We start from the raw sequence: 15,848 nt of genomic DNA on the forward strand, positions 1-15,848 counted from the left end.
CACCTACTCCGCGGGCTGTATCGCAGTTCGCGCCCTGCGGAAGATCATGTCCCGTGCCGCAAGCACCGCGCCTCCGGTGACCAGCAGGCAGGCGGCCGCGATTCGCCAGGACGGCTCCGCGAAGCCGAACAGGATGAGGATCAATGTCGAGAGCACCGGGGCCGCATAGCTGGCGACGCCAAGCAGCTGGATGTCGCCGTTCTTGACGCCGTAATCCCAGGCATAAAAGGCCGCGCCGACAGGCAGGAGGCCGAGCCCCGCCACTGCCAACCATTCAAAGCCCGTGTCAGGCCAGATCGTCTTTTCAAGACCGAGATGGCAGAGGAAGGAAAGGACCGAGGTCGCCAGGCAAAAGCCGGTGACGACGTCGGTCGAAACCGCGTCGAACCGGCGCGTGAGCAGCGAATAGCCCGACCAGGTGAAGGCGCAGAGAAAGGCTGCTCCGTAGCCGAGCGTATAGGCGCCGTCAAAGTCGATGCCGTTGCGCGAAACGATCAGGATCGTCCCAGCAAGGCCCGCAACAGCACCGGCAACATGATACCAACGCAACCTTTCGCCGGGCAAAAGTGCCGAGCCGACGACGATCAGCAGCGGCCAAAGATAGGCGATCAGCCCCGCTTCGACAGCCGGGGCATTTCGAAGCGCGGTGAAATAGAGAAAGTGATAGCCGAAGAGACCGGCAATGCCGGTAAGCCATACCTTCGCCGGCTGTTTCAAAAGCGCCAAACGCCGAGGCTTCAGGGTGAGCAGGATGATGCCGGGGAGACTGCCGATCAGGAAGCAGATCGCCGAAAGCTGGAATGGCGGCATCTTACCGGAGGCAGCCGTAAACAGCGCCAGCAGCGACCACATGAGGATTGCGGAAAAACCGATCAGCGTTGCCTTGAGCTTCATCACCGCCCCCTCGCCGCCGCGGATCCGGCCGCCGCCCCGCCTGTTTCAAGATGCAGCTGATCTACAGCGCCGCGCCTCCTTATCAGATGCACAAGCTTGCTGTAGCACTTCCAATCGCCGCGCGTCTTTGTCCTTGAATCGCAGTCGATGTAAGGAGCCATGCAGTAGCGCTCTTTCGCGATTTCCGGAAGAGCTCCGCTGAAAGGTCAACCGCCGAACCGCGTCGCGGAAACGGTGACCGGCCCAAGCTTGGTCGGGATGCGGACATAGACCGGGGCATAGACATTGACGGCTTCCGACTTCGCAAACCAGATTTCCATCGAGTTCAGTCGCCGCAGGTATTCGACGTCCTTACGTCCCTTCCTGTAGCCCGCCTTCGGGACGAAGCGGACGCCGCAGACGATCGCTTCGCCCGCGAAGCCATTGGTCCTGAAGTTCCTCGTCCCCTTCGGCGACAGGTTTATGTCGAGCCGTGATTCGCCATCGAAGATGGGCAAGGTTTTTGGGCAGACGCGAGACTTCGCCGGAATGATCAGCCCTGAAAGCGGGTCGAGAACGTTGCGCATGTCGCGCCGGGTGACCGGCACCCAGTTCTTCGGCAACGGCGTGCGCTTCGGTTCCATGCTGGCGCGCACCACATTGCCGTTGCGGAATATGACGCTGATCGCGCGCGACTTGCTGCCGCTGCGGTAAGACATCGAGTATTCCGTGGCACGCAAATGGTCGTCCGCGACCACTCCGGAAACGCGCGTCTGCCCCGACGTCCGCTTGATGATGTCGGCAAGACCCGCGGATTGCAGCCTGCCCGAAATCGTGTATCGATTCTTGTTGAGTTCCGTATAGAAAGAAGCCCGCGCCACCGGCAGGCCGGCCAGCGCAATGCTGTAATCCGTCTGATGTTGGACCTCCGCAGCGGAGGATGTTGTGGAAACCACGGCGGCTGCCAACATGGCCGCCGCCCGCAAGCCAGTGCGCCACATCATGCCCGAAATCTCCCCTGAATTTGCCGTCGCCATCCCTTGAATTGCCTACGGTTTGCGGCTTTTCTGCGCCAATTGCTCAAAATCCGAAAGCAGACGGAATAGCGGAACGCCGACCTGCCCTGAATAGGCTAAAGGAGGCCCTCGTGACGGCAGGAAACCAGCGCCGGTCCGTCGAACGGCAACTCTCGGAAAAATGCCGGTTTTGCAGGAATGCACAGGTTTGGCTTGACTGGCCGCCCGTCACTGACTATAGAACCGCGACTTTCCAATATGGCCAGTAGGAACGCGGCCTGGGCTCTAGGCCCGCTACCCGCATTGTCCGGCGGCGAAAAGAAAATAGGTGTATCATGTCCCGTAGTTGCGAATTGACCGGCAAGGGCGTCCAGTCGGGCCACAATGTGAGCCACGCCAACAACAAGACCAAGCGCAAGTTCCTGCCGAACCTGTGCAACGTTACGCTGATCTCCGATGCGCTCGGTCAGCGCTTCCGGCTGCGTGTTTCTGCTGCCGCTCTGCGTTCGGTCGAACATCGCGGCGGCCTCGATGCTTTCCTGCTGAAGTCCGACGAGAACGAGCTGAGCATGCGCGCCCGTCTGCTGCGCCGCCAGATCGTCAAGAAGGTTGCCGAAGCCGCCTGATCGGCGCCGGCACGTCTGCCAGAAACGCGAAGGCTTGCGGGCTCGTCCGGCAAGCCTTTTTCTCGTGTCGCCCCATCTATTCACCTACTGGTGGCATCACCCAGGATAAAAAAATGCTGATCGGTCGTATGTTCCTTGTCTATGTCGCGCTGATGACCCTCGTGGTCGTCGCCTCGAATTTCCTCGTCCAATATCCGCTGCCCGGTGCAATTGCCGGCATGCAGCTCGGCGACCTCTGGACCTGGGGCGCTTTCAGCTATCCCTTTGCCTTCCTCGTCACCGATCTGACCAACCGCCACTTCGGACCGCAAATCGCGCGGCGCGTCGTCTTTGCCGGTTTCGTCACCGGGGTCACCCTGTCGATGTATCTGGCGACGCCGCGGATCGCAATCGCCTCCGGCTCGGCCTTCCTCTTCGGCCAGCTCCTCGACATCGCCGTTTTCAATCGCCTGCGGCGCCAGACATGGTGGCGCGCTCCGCTTGCGGGTTCGCTTGTCGGCTCGGGGCTGGACACGGCAATGTTCTTCTCCTTCGCCTTCGCACCTGTCTTTGCCTTCATCGGACCGAACGACGCTTTTGCCTTGGAGGCGACTCCCCTGCTCGGTCTGCTTGCGCCTGAAGCACCGCGCTGGATTTCCTGGGCGCTCGGCGATCTCCTGGTGAAGATCCTTTGCGGCGTGGTCCTGCTCTTGCCGTATGGCGCCCTGATGAGCGTCATCAAACCTATGCCAGCTGCGACAGCGCCGCGTGTGGTCGCAAATGAGGTCGGCTAATTGGAATAAGCGCCGAGGCGGAACTCGAGCATGAGATTGCGCTCGAGGATCGAGTGATTGTCGTCCGAAACGAGGATCAGCCGGGTCTCGCCACCGGGAGTGGTGACGACGTCGAGACCTTCCATGTTGTCGATCTGATAACCCATATCCGCCTCGAGCAGCACCTCTCCGTCGACAACCGCACCCGGCCGGATCTCGGCCGCCGGTATCCGGCGGATCCGCATGCCGAGTCCGGAAGCGAGATTGAAACGGCGCTCCAGCAACAGCAGATCTCCACTCGGCAGGAAGGCACCGTCAGTTACTGCATAAGGGTCATTGCGCACGACGGTGAAGGTGCCCCGCATCGGTCCCTCCAGTATCCCGGCTAGGAGATTGTCCTCCTCGTCGACGCTGCGCTCCGAAACGACGATGGCCGCCCCGGCAAGCGGCCCGTCTTTCGGCGCGATGGCGAGCATTTCAAGGCCGCCGTTCTTGCGCAATTCCGTTGCGGGAAAGGGCAAGCTCAACTGACCGATGGGCGGGGATGAGGAGAAGCCCGGATCGGGATAGATGTCGACGCGCGGTGACTGCTCGAAGCTTACGATCACCTCGCCTTGCCGGAGCGCCAAGCCTTCGGAATCGACTTTCCATTTCTCGTGCTGTGCCACACCGTTGGCATCGGTCATCGATGTGGCTATGAGATCCGTCAAGCCTGCAAGCCTGCCGGCTTCATCGCGGATGACGGCGCCTTCGATCCAGTGACCTGTGTCCATGACGGCGACGAACGAATTCCCGCCCGGACGGAAACGGATTGCCGAGAGCGCTCCGAAGAGCCGATTGGCCGAGGTCATCTCGATGCCGCCGACGAATTCAAGCGCACCGAACGTCGTTGCTTCCGAGCCGACCTTGAACTCAGTTATCTGGCGGCTGTGAACCGAGATGGTCTCGCGCGGTGCCTCGGCCCGGGTGGCGGCAATCGGTGTCAGCAGAAACAGGACGGCTAGAGTGCAGCGAAGCATCGGGTGAACCCTGTGGATATGGCCGGGTGACTGCTGAAGCGGACGGAATTGCGGCGGCCGCCGCTCACCCGGCCCGGCGCAGGCGTCCGGATCGGGCCTGGCCGTTCTCCCCATCGAAAAGCGCTGCAAGCTGTTCCGTCATCGCGCCGGCCAGTTCGTCCGCGTCGACGATGGTCACGGCGCGGCGATAGTATCGCGTCACGTCGTGGCCGATGCCGATCGCCAAGAGTTCGACGGGAGAGCGGGTCTCGATCTGCTCGATCACGGCGCGCAGGTGGCGTTCGAGATAGTTGCCAGGGTTCACCGATAGGGTGGAATCGTCGACCGGTGCGCCGTCCGAGATCATCATCAGGATTCGCCGCTGCTCCGGCCGGCTGATCAGCCGATCATGCGCCCACATCAGCGCTTCGCCATCGATATTCTCCTTGAGGAGCCCTTCGCGCATCATCAGGCCGAGATTGCGGCGTGCGCGGCGCCAGGGCGCGTCCGCGGACTTGTAGATGATATGGCGTAGATCGTTCAGTCGACCTGGCGCCTGCGGCTTACCCCCGCCAAGCCATTTCTCGCGCGATTGCCCGCCCTTCCAGGCCTTGGTGGTGAAGCCGAGGATCTCGACTTTGACACCGCAGCGCTCGAGCGTGCGGGCGAGAATGTCCGCACAGGTGGCGGCGACCGTGATCGGCCGACCGCGCATCGAGCCGGAATTGTCGATCAGCAGCGTCACCACCGTATCGCGGAAATTCGTGTCTTTCTCCCGTTTGAAGGAAAGCGGCTGCATCGGATCGATGATCACACGCTGCAGGCGGGCGGTGTCGAGATAACCCTCCTCCAGGTCGAACTCCCAGGAGCGGTTCTGCTGTGCCATCAGGCGCCGCTGCAGGCGATTGGCCAGCCGTCCAACGGCGCCCTGCAGATGAGCGAGCTGCTTGTCGAGGAATGCGCGCAGGCGGTCAAGTTCGGCTTCGTCGCAAAGCTCCTCGGCCGTGACCGTCTCGTCGAACTCCTTGGTGTAGACGGTGTAGTCAACCTTTTCGTTGAAGTCCGCGAAAGGATGACTCGGGCGCTTCACCTCGCCCGGTGTCTCGCTCTCCTCGTCGCCCTCGTCCTGCAAATCATCCTCGGAGATCTCGGCGCCGTCCATCTCGCCTTCTTCCATCTGCTCCTCGGCAGACTGGTTCTCCTCGGCGGGAGCGGCGTCGGTACCCGCTTCCACTTCGCTGGCGTTCTCGTCCCGCTGCTCGCTACGCGGCTGGTCCTCGTCGGTTTGGCTGTCCTGATCGTCCGGCTCGATATCATCTTCGCCGTATTTCTCGGCGACGTCCATTGAAGCGAGCATGTCGCGCACGACCCGCGCGAAGGCCTGCTGATCGTTGATCGCGGCCGACAGATTACGCATGTCGGCAGAAGCCTTCTGCTCGATGAAATCGCGCCAGAGGTCGAGCACCTTCCCGGCGGACGCCGGCGGTTTCGAGCCCGTCAGCTTCTCGCGCACGAGGAGCGCAACGGCCTCTTCGAGCGGCGCATCCGACTGGTTCTCGATCGCCGTGAAATTCGCCTTGGCATATTTCTCATCGATCATCGAGGAGAGATTGGCTGCCACTCCCGGCATGCGCAGCGCCCCGATCGCCTCGACGCGGGCCTGTTCGACGGCGTCGAAGATTGCCCGCGCGTCCGCCCCGTGCGGAGACATCGTCGCATGGATGCGGTCGTCGTGACACGCCTTGCGCAATGCCATCGAATCGCCCAGGCCCCGCGCCACCGCGAGCTCGTGCCGGGTAGGTCGCTTGGAGAGCTCCGGCAAGCGAATGCGTTCGCCCGTCATCCCCGGACGCTCGTTCGCGAAGGCGACCTCAAGCTCCGCATCGCCGGCTATCGAGCGGACGCAGCCGGAGAGCGCCCGCTTGAACGGTTCGGCGGCGTTCTCTCTCGTTTGCGGCTTCGCCTTGGAATTCGAGCTCACGACTGTTCCTATTTGACTTGAGACGAAGCGATCAGGTCGTGGCTTCCAGCACGATATTAGCGGCGCTTTCCTTCAGTTCCACGCCGAAAGCGCGCTGGTAGTGCTCGGCGACCAGCGGTCGCTCCAACTCGTCGCACTTGTTGAGGAATGTGATGCGGAAGGCGAAAGCGACGTCGCCGAAGATATGGGCGTTCTCCGCCCAGGTGATCACCGTCCGCGGGCTCATCACCGTCGAGAGGTCGCCGTTGATGAAGGCGGCGCGCGTCAGATCCGCGACGCGCACCATCTTCGAAACCGTCTCGCGGCCCTTGTCGGCGGCAAAGCCCTTGACCTTGGCGGCGACTATGTCGACTTCCTTGTCGTGCGGCAGATAGTTGAGCGTCGTGACAATCGACCAGCGGTCCATCTGCGCCTGATTGATCTGTTGCGTGCCGTGATAGAGGCCGGTCGTATCGCCGAGGCCGATCGTGTTGGCCGTCGCGAACAGACGGAAGGCCGGGTGCGGGCGAATGACGCGGCTCTGGTCGAGGAGCGTCAGCCGGCCGGAGGATTCGAGCACGCGCTGGATGACGAACATGACGTCCGGGCGGCCGGCGTCGTATTCATCGAAGACGAGTGCGACATTGTGCTGATAGGCCCAAGGCAGGATGCCGTCCTTGAACTCGGTCACCTGCAGCCCGTCCTTGACGACGATCGCATCCTTGCCAACGAGGTCGATACGGCTCACATGGCTGTCGAGGTTGATGCGCACGCATGGCCAATTGAGCCTTGCCGCCACCTGCTCGATATGAGTCGATTTGCCGGTGCCGTGATAGCCGGCAACCATGACGCGCCGGTTATGAGCAAAGCCCGCAAGAATAGCGAGCGTCGTTTCTCGGTCGAAGAGGTAGTCCGGGTCGAGATCCGGCACATAGGCATCGCCCTTCGAATAGGCGGGGACACGCAAATCCGTATCGATACCGAAAACCTCCCGGACCGAGATCGTCGTGTCAGGGAGGTTGGAAATATCAAGGTCAATCTTACTCATCATGTCTCCAGAGCGGCCGCCGGACGGCACCCGCGCATTCGCCTGCAAAAGTGCTTATTTCATAATCCGCGTTGTTAGCAGAAACCAGCCTGTTTTAACAATTGATAGGCTTGGATAACGGCCCGAAAGCGCTCTTCCGAGCCCCTGTCTCCGCCATTTGCATCGGGATGGTGTTTCTTGACGAGATCCTTGTAAGCTGCCTTGATATCGGCGGCGGTTGCCGACGCCGCAAGCCCGAGCGTCTCGAAGGCCTTGGCCTCGAGCGTCTTCAGCTTGCGCAGCCGCGGTTCGTGCCGGGCCTGCCGGGCCCGCGCCTCGCTGAAGAAGCCGAACGGATCGCGCATGCGCGCCTGAGCCCCGGCGGTACCGGATCGCATCTGCGATTGCGTGGGGCCGTTGCGGGCGTTCTTGTTCACCCCGACCGTCCAGGTGGGACGATGGCCGGTGACAGCCTCCTTCTGGTAGCGTGCGATCTCCGAGTCGGAAAGACCGGAGAAGTAGTTGTAGCCCTTGTTGTATTCCTTCACATGCTCGAAACAGAAGAGGAAATACTCGCCCTCGGCGTTGCGGCCGACGGGAGCCCGGTGCACGCCCGTCTTGTCGCAACCGTCCCACTGGCACAGGGGCTGGGACGCCTCGACGCGCGCCTCTCGTTTCGGGCGCGTGCGAATACGGTCGAAGTATTTTGAATCGAGTTTCATGGGGCACATTATGGGGTTTGCGACAGGTCACAACAAGAATTGACAAAGCGGAATGTTGCTGGCTTTTTGCAGGTATTTTGCACCGTCGAGGCAACCGCGCCGCAGACTGTCAGCAAACAGGGAAATGGGACGGAAGCATGTCGCTGCAGAGCAGGATCGAGCAGAAGCTTGTGGAGGCCTTCCACCCCGAGCGGCTCTCGGTCATCAATGAAAGTCACCTCCATGCCGGTCACCAGCCCGGCTTCGACGGCGCCGGCGAGACCCATATGCGCATCCGCATCGTCGCAAGCGCCTTTGCCGGCATGAGCCGCGTGGCACGCCACCGCGCGATCAACGACCTCCTGAAACCGGAACTCGACGCCGGATTGCATGCCCTCGCCGTCGAACCGGCCGCGCCGGGAGAGCCGACGCGCTGGTGATCGGTTAAAACGAGGGAAGCCTCAATCGGTATTATACGATCGCGGTATCGTCAGCGGAACGGATGCGCAGCTTGGTGATCCGGTTCTTCACCCGCTTCATGACGATGAAGCGCTTGCCGTAGAAGGTGAAGGCCTGTCGCTCTTCCGGGATGGTCTTCGATTCATGGATGACGAGGCCGGCGACCGTCGTCGCCTCTTCGTCCGGCAGCGACCAGTCGAGCGCACGGTTCAAGTCGCGGATCGGCACCGAACCGTCCACGACTATCGAACCGTCAGCCTCCTGCCGCACGCCCTGGATCTCGAGGTCGTGCTCGTCGGCAATGTCGCCGACGATCTCTTCGAGAATGTCTTCCAGCGTGACGAGGCCTTGGACCTGACCGTACTCATCGACGACGATGGCGAGATGCAGCTTTCGGCGCAGGAATGCGTTGAGTTGGTCTTTGAGATTGGTCGAATCCGGAACGAACCACGGCTTCTGTGCGATCTTGACGATGTCGAGGTTCGTCGGCTCCACATTCGGCTCGGCCAATGCCCGCAAGAGATCCTTGGAATGGACGACGCCGATGATGTTGTCGGTCGACCCCCGCCACAGCGGTAGCCGCGTGAACGGGCTTTCGAGGATATCCCTTACGCAAACCTCGGGCGGATCGTCCGCATTGATCGCCCGCATGGCGGTGCGGTGGATCATGATATCGGACACTTCAAGTTCGCCGAGATCGAGCACGCCCCCCAGCCGGTCCCGATCCGCCTTGATCACCGCGCCCTCGCGATGAAGCAGGTCGACGGCGCCGCGCAACTCCTCGTGCGCCGTGAGCATCGGCATATCGGAGGACAGGTTGACGCCGAACAGATTGAGGATGCGCCGGACGATCCCGTTGACGAGAGAGGATATCGGGCCGGCCACGGCAACGAAGGGCCGGACTGCCGGCACTACCGCCAGCGCAAAGCGATCCGGCGATGCGATTGCCCAGCTTTTCGGCAGCACTTCGGAAAAAATGACGAGCAGCACCGTCATGGCAAGTGTGGCGATCGCCACGCCGGAATCGCCGACCAGGCCGATCAGGAGGCTTGTCGTCAATGAAGACGCAAGGATATTGACCAGGTTGTTGCCGATCAGCAGCGCTCCGATCAGGCGGTCGCGCCGCTCGATCAGCCGGTTGACCATGCCGGCGCGCTGGTCGCCATTGCTTTCGAGCGTGTGCATGCGTGACCGCGAGGCCGCAGTCAATGCGGTCTCGGAACCGGAAAAGAAGGCCGAAAGCATAAGCAGGACGATGACGGAAATTAGAGACAGCCAATAATCCGCCAGAAAGGCCAATATCGCGTCGCTGATCATTGCGGATGCTTTTCCTTGAGGAAGCCTAGCACTTCGGAGGCGGGAACGTCGTCGGCAACGAAGGACCGGCCGATACCGCGCGTCAGGATGAAGGTGAGTTTTCCGCCCTTCACCTTCTTGTCCTGGGCGATTGCCTCCATCAGCCGCTCGGCCGGGGGCAAATGGCCGCAAATATCGTCCATCCGCGTCGGCAGGCCGACAGCCTTCAAATGCGCTTCGACGCGACGCGCGTCGTCCGGGCTTGCGAGATTCATGCGCGCGGAGAACTCGTGCGCGAGCACCATGCCGATCGCCACGCCCTCGCCGTGAACCAACCGACTACTATCGTATTCGGTTGCGGCCTCCAATGCATGGCCGAAAGTGTGGCCGAGATTGAGCAGCGCACGCATTCCATTTTCCCGTTCGTCGGCCGCGACGACCTCGGCCTTCGCCTGGCAGCTGACGGCAATCGCCTCGATCCGAGCTGCGCCGCCGGCAAAGACCGCCTGCCAATTCTCCTCGAGCCATTTAAAGAAGTCCGGCTTGTCGATCAGCCCATATTTCGCGACCTCCGCATAACCGGCGCGGAACTCGCGCGGGCTCAACGAATCGAGCACGTCCGTGTCCGCCAGCACCAGATCGGGCTGGTGGAAGACGCCGATCAGGTTCTTGCCGTGCGGCGAGTTGATGCCGGTCTTGCCGCCAACGGAGGAATCGACCTGCGCCAACAGCGATGTCGGCACCTGGATGAAGCGCGAGCCGCGGCGCACGATGCCCGCGGCGAAGCCAGTGAGGTCGCCGATAACGCCACCGCCGAGTGCGACCACCGCATCGTTCCGCTCGATCCTCGCTCCCAGTATGGCGTCGCAGACCGGAATGAGATGCTCGAAGCTCTTGGTTTTCTCGCCGGCCGGGAGCACAAGCGAGACGGCCTCGATGCCACTCCTCCCAAGGCTCGCCATTAACGGTTCGAGATAACGCGGCGCGACGTTTTCATCCGTGATGACGGCCATCTTGCGCCCCTTGAGACGGGACGCGATCTCCCTGCCCGCCGCCGCGATCAGCCCGGGCCCGATCAGGATGTCGTAGGAACGGTCTCCGAGGTTCACACGGACCTTGCGTTCGGCAGGCTTCACTTGGCTCATCATGGCGTTTCGGCTTTCTGGCAATCGGCGATGGCGGCTAGGACCTCCTCCACCATCCTTTCCTTTTTCACGTCGCGCGAGAGGACGATAAGGTCCGCCTCGGCATAGATCGGATAGCGCGCCCGCATCAGGTTTTCGAGCGTCTGCTTCGGGTTCTCCGTCTTCAGGAGCGGACGGGTGTCGCGCTTGTTCACCCGCTCCCAGAGGACATCGAGATCCGCCTTTAGCCAGATGGTCAACCCGCCCTTCTTGATGTGGCGGCGGGACCGCTCGTTGATATAGGCGCCGCCGCCGGTCGAGACGACGCGCGGACCGGATCTGAGCAACCGCTTCAGCACGCGGGCTTCGAGAGCTCGGAACTCCTCTTCGCCGTAGGCGGCAAAGAGTTCGCTGATCGTCATCCGCGAGACCCGCTCGATCTCGTGATCGGAATCGACGAAGGGAATGCCGAGCGTCTGGGCGGTCAGCCGACCAATCGCCGATTTTCCCGCTCCCATCAGGCCGATGAAGATGAGATTGCGTTTACCGAGGGAGAGCTTCGCCCGTTCGGCTAGCGACGCGGAAACCGGTTCGGTCACATCGTTCATTGCGGTTCATATTCCCCATTCCATTCCGGTATCGACAAATCGGCGGAGGGCGTCAAGTCGGCCCGGCCGCAAGGCTGGTTCTTGAACTTGGCCACAGGGCCGTTCATATAGGCTCAGCACTCGCTGGCGACCCATTGGCGAGCTCACGGGCGCATCTTGAACGGCTTAATGACGCCAAATGCTCCCGTTCCAGATGCTCTGCAGAGGAGATGAAATGCCGACGCTGTTCCGCTTCCTGTTCTTCTGCGCCGTCGTCGCCGGCATGATCTACGGCACGATGGTGGCTCTCGTCACCTTCGTCGAACCGGTGGAGCGGGACGTGACCGTGCGCATTCCGCCCGAACGGGTCAACAAGCCTCAATGACGGATTTCTCAGCAGCGCATCTCGAAGCCTTCCTCGAAATGATGAGCGCCGAAAGGGGTGCGGCGGTCAACACGCTTCAATCCTACGAGCGCGATCTCAAGGACGCGCTCGCCTTCCTGCGTTCGCGCGGAACGCAGCTCACGGACGCTTCGCCGGACGATCTCAGAAGCTATCTCTCGCACCTCGCCAGGCAGGGCTTCATGTCTTCTTCGCAGGCGCGTCGTCTTTCCTCGCTCCGTCAATTCTATAAGTTCCTCTATGCCGAAGGCCTGCGCGGCGACGACCCGACAGGCATACTTGACGCACCAGGAAAGGCACGTGCGCTGCCGAAGACGCTCAGCATCGACGATGTCAGCAGGCTCATCCGCCAGGCCGAGGCGGAAGCATCGGCCGCAGGCGAGGATACCCTCGCGAAGCTGCGCATGCATGCCCTGATCGAGCTGCTCTACGCGACCGGCATGCGTGTGAGCGAGCTCGTCTCATTGCCGGCAAGCGTCCTTGCGCAGAACGGCCGTTTCCTCGTCATCCGCGGCAAGGGCAGCAAGGAACGGCTGGTGCCGCTCTCGCACGCTGCAATGCGGGCGATGCGCTCCTATGGCGATGCCCTGCGGCAGAAGGAAGAGGAGAGCCCCTGGCTCTTTCCATCCTACGGCAAGTCCGGCCACCTGCCGCGCCAGGTCTTTGCGCGCGACTTGAAGAGTCTCGCTGCCCGCGCCGGCATAAAGGTCGCGGCGATCTCGCCGCATGTGCTGCGTCATGCCTTCGCCAGCCATCTCCTCGCCAACGGCGCCGACCTTCGTGCGGTGCAGGAACTGCTCGGCCATTCGGACATTTCGACGACACAAATCTATACGCATGTGCTGGAAGAACGGCTGCATGAGTTGGTGCAGAACCATCACCCCCTTGCCAAACAGGCGAAAAAACAGGATTAGGACCGCCGGACAGGTTGGCTTTGCCGGGCGTCCTTGTCGAAATTCGATCGGAAACGCATCTCATGCACAACTATCTCGACTTCGAAAAACCCATCTCTGATCTAGAGGGCAAGATTCTCGAACTGAAGAAGCTTGCCAGCGAAGACGAGAGCGTGAACACGTCGGACGAGATTGCGCGGCTCGAAGGGCGGGTTCGCGACGCGATGGCCGAGATCTATTCCAAACTGTCGCCCTGGCAGAAGACCCAGGTAGCCCGCCATCCGTCGCGGCCGCATTTCCTCGACTATGCCGGCACGCTCTTCAGCGAATTCACGCCGCTTGCTGGGGACCGCAATTTTGCCAATGATGACGCCATCCAAGCGGGCCTTGCGCGGTTTCGCGGCACCCCCGTGGCCGTGATCGGCCAGGAGAAGGGAAACGACACGAAGTCGCGCATCAAGCACAATTTCGGTAGCCCGCGACCGGAAGGCTACCGAAAGGCCATCCGCGTCATGGAAATGGCCGACCGTTTCGGCCTGCCGCTGATCACGCTGATCGACACAGCCGGCGCCTATCCCGGGGTCGGCGCCGAAGAGCGCGGCCAGGCCGAGGCAATCGCGCGCTCGACGGAGATGTGTTTGAACGTCAAGGTACCGATCGTCACGGTCGTGATCGGCGAAGGGGGTTCCGGCGGCGCGATCGCGATCGCAACCGGCAACCGCGTCTATATGCTGGAGCATGCGATTTACAGCGTCATCTCGCCGGAGGGGGCCGCATCCATCCTCTGGCGCGACTCCACGCGCGCCAAGGAGGCGGCAAGCAGCATGAAGATCACCGCCGAAGACCTGAAGACGCTCGGCATCATCGACGGCATCATTCCCGAGCCGGTCGGCGGAGCGCATCGTGATCCGGACACCGTGATCGAGCGCACCGGCACCGTGATCGCTGATGCGCTCAAGGAGCTATCCGCGCGCACCGGCGAGGAGCTGCGCGGCGATCGCCGGCAGAAATACTTGAGCATGGGCCGCAATCTTTAGCGCATCGGCCCGACGATCGGGCCGATCTTCAGAAAGCTCGATGCGCAGATTCAAAGAGTTCCAGCGACCTTTGCGCGTCTGAAAAGACGCGCGGCGCTGTAGGTGGGTCCGACCCGGTATCATCGAGATCCAAGGTCTGGATGGCGGGATAAACGGCGCGGTATCACCGCTTCCGCGCTGAACCTTCGCGATTACATCTTCGGCTCGGCAACCGGAAATCGGACTGTGGCCAAACCTTGGCCATATTCATCGGGTCATGAAAAAGCGGCATTCGCAGGCGGTCCCTGCAGGGTTAAGATTTCGTGAAGACTAATGACGTAGTGATTCGTTGACGCCCTCTCATTTGGCGGATGGGCGTGCACGGAAGGATTGTGGCTAGAGCGGGCTTGTGCCGATGCATTTCAGGAATCTTGTCATTACCGCCATTGTCGCAGCCGCGCTTTCCGGCTGCACCAACGAAACGCTCGATTCGGTCAACATTTCCAACGTCAAGAGCAAGACCGAGTATCAGCTTTCCAGCAAGATGGTCAGCAAGATGCGAGAATTGGGGATGCAGAAGACATCCCCGATCCTGCTCCGGATCTTCAAGGAAGAGGGAACGTTGGAAGTATGGAAGGCGAATACGGCGGATCGCTTCCAGCTTCTGAAGAGCTATAAGATCTGCGCCTGGTCCGGCAAGCTCGGCCCCAAGATCAAGGAGGGCGACCGCCAGGCTCCGGAAGGCTTCTACCCGCTGTTTCCGCACCAGATGAATCCCAATTCCAACTATTATCTGGCGATCAATACCGGCTTTCCCAACGTTTACGACAAGGCCAACGGACGCAGCGGCACCCATCTGATGATTCATGGCGCCTGCTCCTCCTCCGGCTGCTATTCGATGACCGACGAGCAGATCATCGAGATCTTCGCGCTGGCGCGCGACGCCTTCAAGGGCGGCCAGGAAAGCGTGCAACTCCAGGCCTTCCCCTTCCGCATGACGGCGGAGAACATGGCGCGCCACCGCGACAATCCGAACATCGAGTTCTGGAAGATGCTGAAGGTCGGTCACGACCAGTTCGAAGTGACCAAGCGCCCTCCGCAGGTGAATGTCTGCGAGAGGAAATATGTCTTCAACCAGCAGACCGACAGCACCTTCAATCCGGCTGGCCAATGCCCTGCAATGTCGACCCCGCCCGGACTGCAGGTGGCCATGGCGAACTATGAGAAGGACTATCAGCGCGACTACGAGAAGGCGCTGAAGAAATTTGAAGGCATGGTCTGGTACGAACCGACGGAAGCCGAACGCAAGGCGATCGTCGCCGAGCAGCGCAAGGGCCGCGAACTCGCCTACGCCCCGACCGGCACCTCGCTCGACGCCGGCAAGCTGATGAAGGTGAGCGACCTCGAAAAAAAGCTTGCGGGACAGAAGGAAGCGGAAGAAGCGAGACAGGCGGCCTTGATTCAAAAAGAGGCGCTGGAGAAGGCGACCCGCGGGGGAAAAAGCGTGCCGGTGCCGCAGCAAAGCCCGCTGGAGCGGCCGGTGCAGCAGGCGAGCCTCGAACCGGCGCCTGCCAAGAAGTCGTTCTGGAATCTGTTCTCCAGCGGAGCATCTGCGACGCAGGCGCCGGAACCGCGCCAGGCGGCCTCTCAGCCCGTACCACCCGGACCCGGGGCCGCTCAGCAGCCGGCGGCAAGCGGCGCTACAGCAGCCGCGCCGACCGGCGAAAGCTCGCAGATAGCGACCGCGCCCGTTGCTGACGGCCAGGCGCCGCCTGCCGAACAGCCGAAGAAGCGCCCGTTCTGGAAGATCTGGGGCAATTGATGCCGCAGGAAAAAAAGATCGTCTATGATCTGAGGGGGCTGAAATGCCCCCTTCCCGTTTTGAAAACGCGCAAGCGGATGGAGACGCTCGCGCCGGGCGCCCTGATCGAGATCGAGACGACCGACCCATTGGCAGTCATCGACATACCGCATTTCTGCAATGAGGACGGGCACCGGCTCGAAGAGGCGACCCCCGTCGAAGGCGGGCATCGGTTCCTCATTCGGAAGAAGGCTTAAAAGGCATCTCGCCCAAAAGCTGGGCAGCGGTATTGGCGATATGCAAGCAAGGGCTGGAT

General features: G+C 61.7%; 17 protein-coding genes. 8 read left to right on the top strand and 9 right to left on the bottom strand.

Annotated features, from left to right (window positions below; genetic code table 11):
* Positions 1-3 precede the first annotated feature (3 nt).
* Together yddG and J2Z31_RS18200 are read right to left on the bottom strand one after the other, a co-directional pair.
* The gene (gene yddG / locus J2Z31_RS18195) at positions 4-894 is read right to left on the bottom strand and encodes an aromatic amino acid exporter YddG (protein WP_209603108.1); all 891 of its coding nucleotides are present in this window, start codon (positions 892-894) and stop codon (positions 4-6) included.
* Between the two features lie 206 nt (positions 895-1,100).
* On the bottom strand, positions 1,101-1,874 hold the full coding sequence (locus J2Z31_RS18200; RefSeq protein WP_408022046.1) for a DUF3108 domain-containing protein: 774 nt from the start codon (positions 1,872-1,874) through the stop codon (positions 1,101-1,103).
* Between the two features lie 350 nt (positions 1,875-2,224).
* Here J2Z31_RS18200 and rpmB point away from each other — a divergent pair, with 350 nt between their 5' ends.
* Entirely contained in the window at positions 2,225-2,515 is a 291-nt protein-coding gene (gene rpmB, locus J2Z31_RS18205) for a 50S ribosomal protein L28 (protein WP_209603112.1), read from the top strand.
* Positions 2,516-2,628: 113 nt separating this feature from the next.
* Complete coding sequence (locus J2Z31_RS18210; protein WP_209603114.1) at positions 2,629-3,288, top strand: VUT family protein; 660 nt, start codon at positions 2,629-2,631, stop codon at positions 3,286-3,288.
* Here J2Z31_RS18210 and J2Z31_RS18215 read toward each other — a convergent pair.
* From J2Z31_RS18215 to J2Z31_RS18230, 4 genes are all read right to left on the bottom strand, one after another.
* The gene (locus tag J2Z31_RS18215) at positions 3,285-4,286 is read right to left on the bottom strand and encodes an esterase-like activity of phytase family protein (protein ID WP_209603116.1); all 1,002 of its coding nucleotides are present in this window, start codon (positions 4,284-4,286) and stop codon (positions 3,285-3,287) included. The genes J2Z31_RS18210 and J2Z31_RS18215 overlap by 4 nt on opposite strands.
* Positions 4,287-4,350: 64 nt before the next feature.
* Positions 4,351-6,246, bottom strand: a complete 1,896-nt coding sequence (gene cobT / locus J2Z31_RS18220; RefSeq protein ID WP_209603118.1) for a cobaltochelatase subunit CobT — start codon at positions 6,244-6,246, stop codon at positions 4,351-4,353.
* Between the two features lie 31 nt (positions 6,247-6,277).
* Entirely contained in the window at positions 6,278-7,273 is a 996-nt protein-coding gene (gene cobS / locus J2Z31_RS18225; RefSeq protein ID WP_209603120.1) for a cobaltochelatase subunit CobS, read from the bottom strand.
* 74 nt (positions 7,274-7,347) lie between these two features.
* A complete protein-coding gene (locus J2Z31_RS18230) occupies positions 7,348-7,983 on the bottom strand; it encodes a J domain-containing protein (protein WP_209603122.1) in 636 nt (211 codons plus the stop codon).
* Between the two features lie 128 nt (positions 7,984-8,111).
* On the opposite strand from J2Z31_RS18230, the gene J2Z31_RS18235 reads away from it, so the two are divergent.
* Positions 8,112-8,393, top strand: a complete 282-nt coding sequence (locus J2Z31_RS18235; protein WP_209603124.1) for a BolA family protein — start codon at positions 8,112-8,114, stop codon at positions 8,391-8,393.
* Between the two features lie 31 nt (positions 8,394-8,424).
* Here the strand turns inward: J2Z31_RS18235 and J2Z31_RS18240 are convergent, their stop codons facing one another.
* The 3 genes from J2Z31_RS18240 to J2Z31_RS18250 are packed head-to-tail and all read right to left on the bottom strand — an operon-like array spanning position 8,425 to position 11,440.
* Complete coding sequence (locus J2Z31_RS18240) at positions 8,425-9,726, bottom strand: HlyC/CorC family transporter (protein WP_209603732.1); 1,302 nt, start codon at positions 9,724-9,726, stop codon at positions 8,425-8,427.
* On the bottom strand, positions 9,726-10,856 hold the full coding sequence (gene aroB, locus J2Z31_RS18245; RefSeq protein WP_209603126.1) for a 3-dehydroquinate synthase: 1,131 nt from the start codon (positions 10,854-10,856) through the stop codon (positions 9,726-9,728). Before aroB ends, J2Z31_RS18240 begins: the two co-directional genes overlap by 1 nt.
* Positions 10,853-11,440, bottom strand: coding sequence for a shikimate kinase (locus J2Z31_RS18250; protein WP_209603128.1), 588 nt, complete (start codon positions 11,438-11,440; stop codon positions 10,853-10,855). Before J2Z31_RS18250 ends, aroB begins: the two co-directional genes overlap by 4 nt.
* A gap of 214 nt (positions 11,441-11,654) precedes the next feature.
* On the opposite strand from J2Z31_RS18250, the gene J2Z31_RS18255 reads away from it, so the two are divergent.
* The 5 genes from J2Z31_RS18255 (at position 11,655) to J2Z31_RS18275 (ending at position 15,789) form a co-directional block, all read left to right on the top strand.
* Complete coding sequence (locus tag J2Z31_RS18255) at positions 11,655-11,804, top strand: hypothetical protein (protein ID WP_209603130.1); 150 nt, start codon at positions 11,655-11,657, stop codon at positions 11,802-11,804.
* Positions 11,801-12,736, top strand: coding sequence for a site-specific tyrosine recombinase XerD (xerD, locus tag J2Z31_RS18260; RefSeq protein WP_209603132.1), 936 nt, complete (start codon positions 11,801-11,803; stop codon positions 12,734-12,736). The genes J2Z31_RS18255 and xerD overlap by 4 nt, the downstream gene beginning before the upstream one ends.
* 62 nt (positions 12,737-12,798) lie before the next feature.
* Positions 12,799-13,752 (top strand): acetyl-CoA carboxylase carboxyltransferase subunit alpha, encoded by a 954-nt coding sequence (locus J2Z31_RS18265; protein ID WP_209603134.1) that lies wholly within the window; start codon positions 12,799-12,801, stop codon positions 13,750-13,752.
* A gap of 394 nt (positions 13,753-14,146) precedes the next feature.
* The gene (locus tag J2Z31_RS18270; RefSeq protein ID WP_209603136.1) at positions 14,147-15,553 is read left to right on the top strand and encodes a L,D-transpeptidase family protein; all 1,407 of its coding nucleotides are present in this window, start codon (positions 14,147-14,149) and stop codon (positions 15,551-15,553) included.
* Positions 15,553-15,789 (top strand): sulfurtransferase TusA family protein, encoded by a 237-nt coding sequence (locus J2Z31_RS18275; RefSeq protein WP_209603138.1) that lies wholly within the window; start codon positions 15,553-15,555, stop codon positions 15,787-15,789. The genes J2Z31_RS18270 and J2Z31_RS18275 overlap by 1 nt, the downstream gene beginning before the upstream one ends.
* Positions 15,790-15,848 lie beyond the last annotated feature (59 nt).

Source organism: Sinorhizobium kostiense, assembly GCF_017874595.1.
Taxonomy (GTDB): Bacteria; Pseudomonadota; Alphaproteobacteria; order Rhizobiales; family Rhizobiaceae; genus Sinorhizobium; species Sinorhizobium kostiense.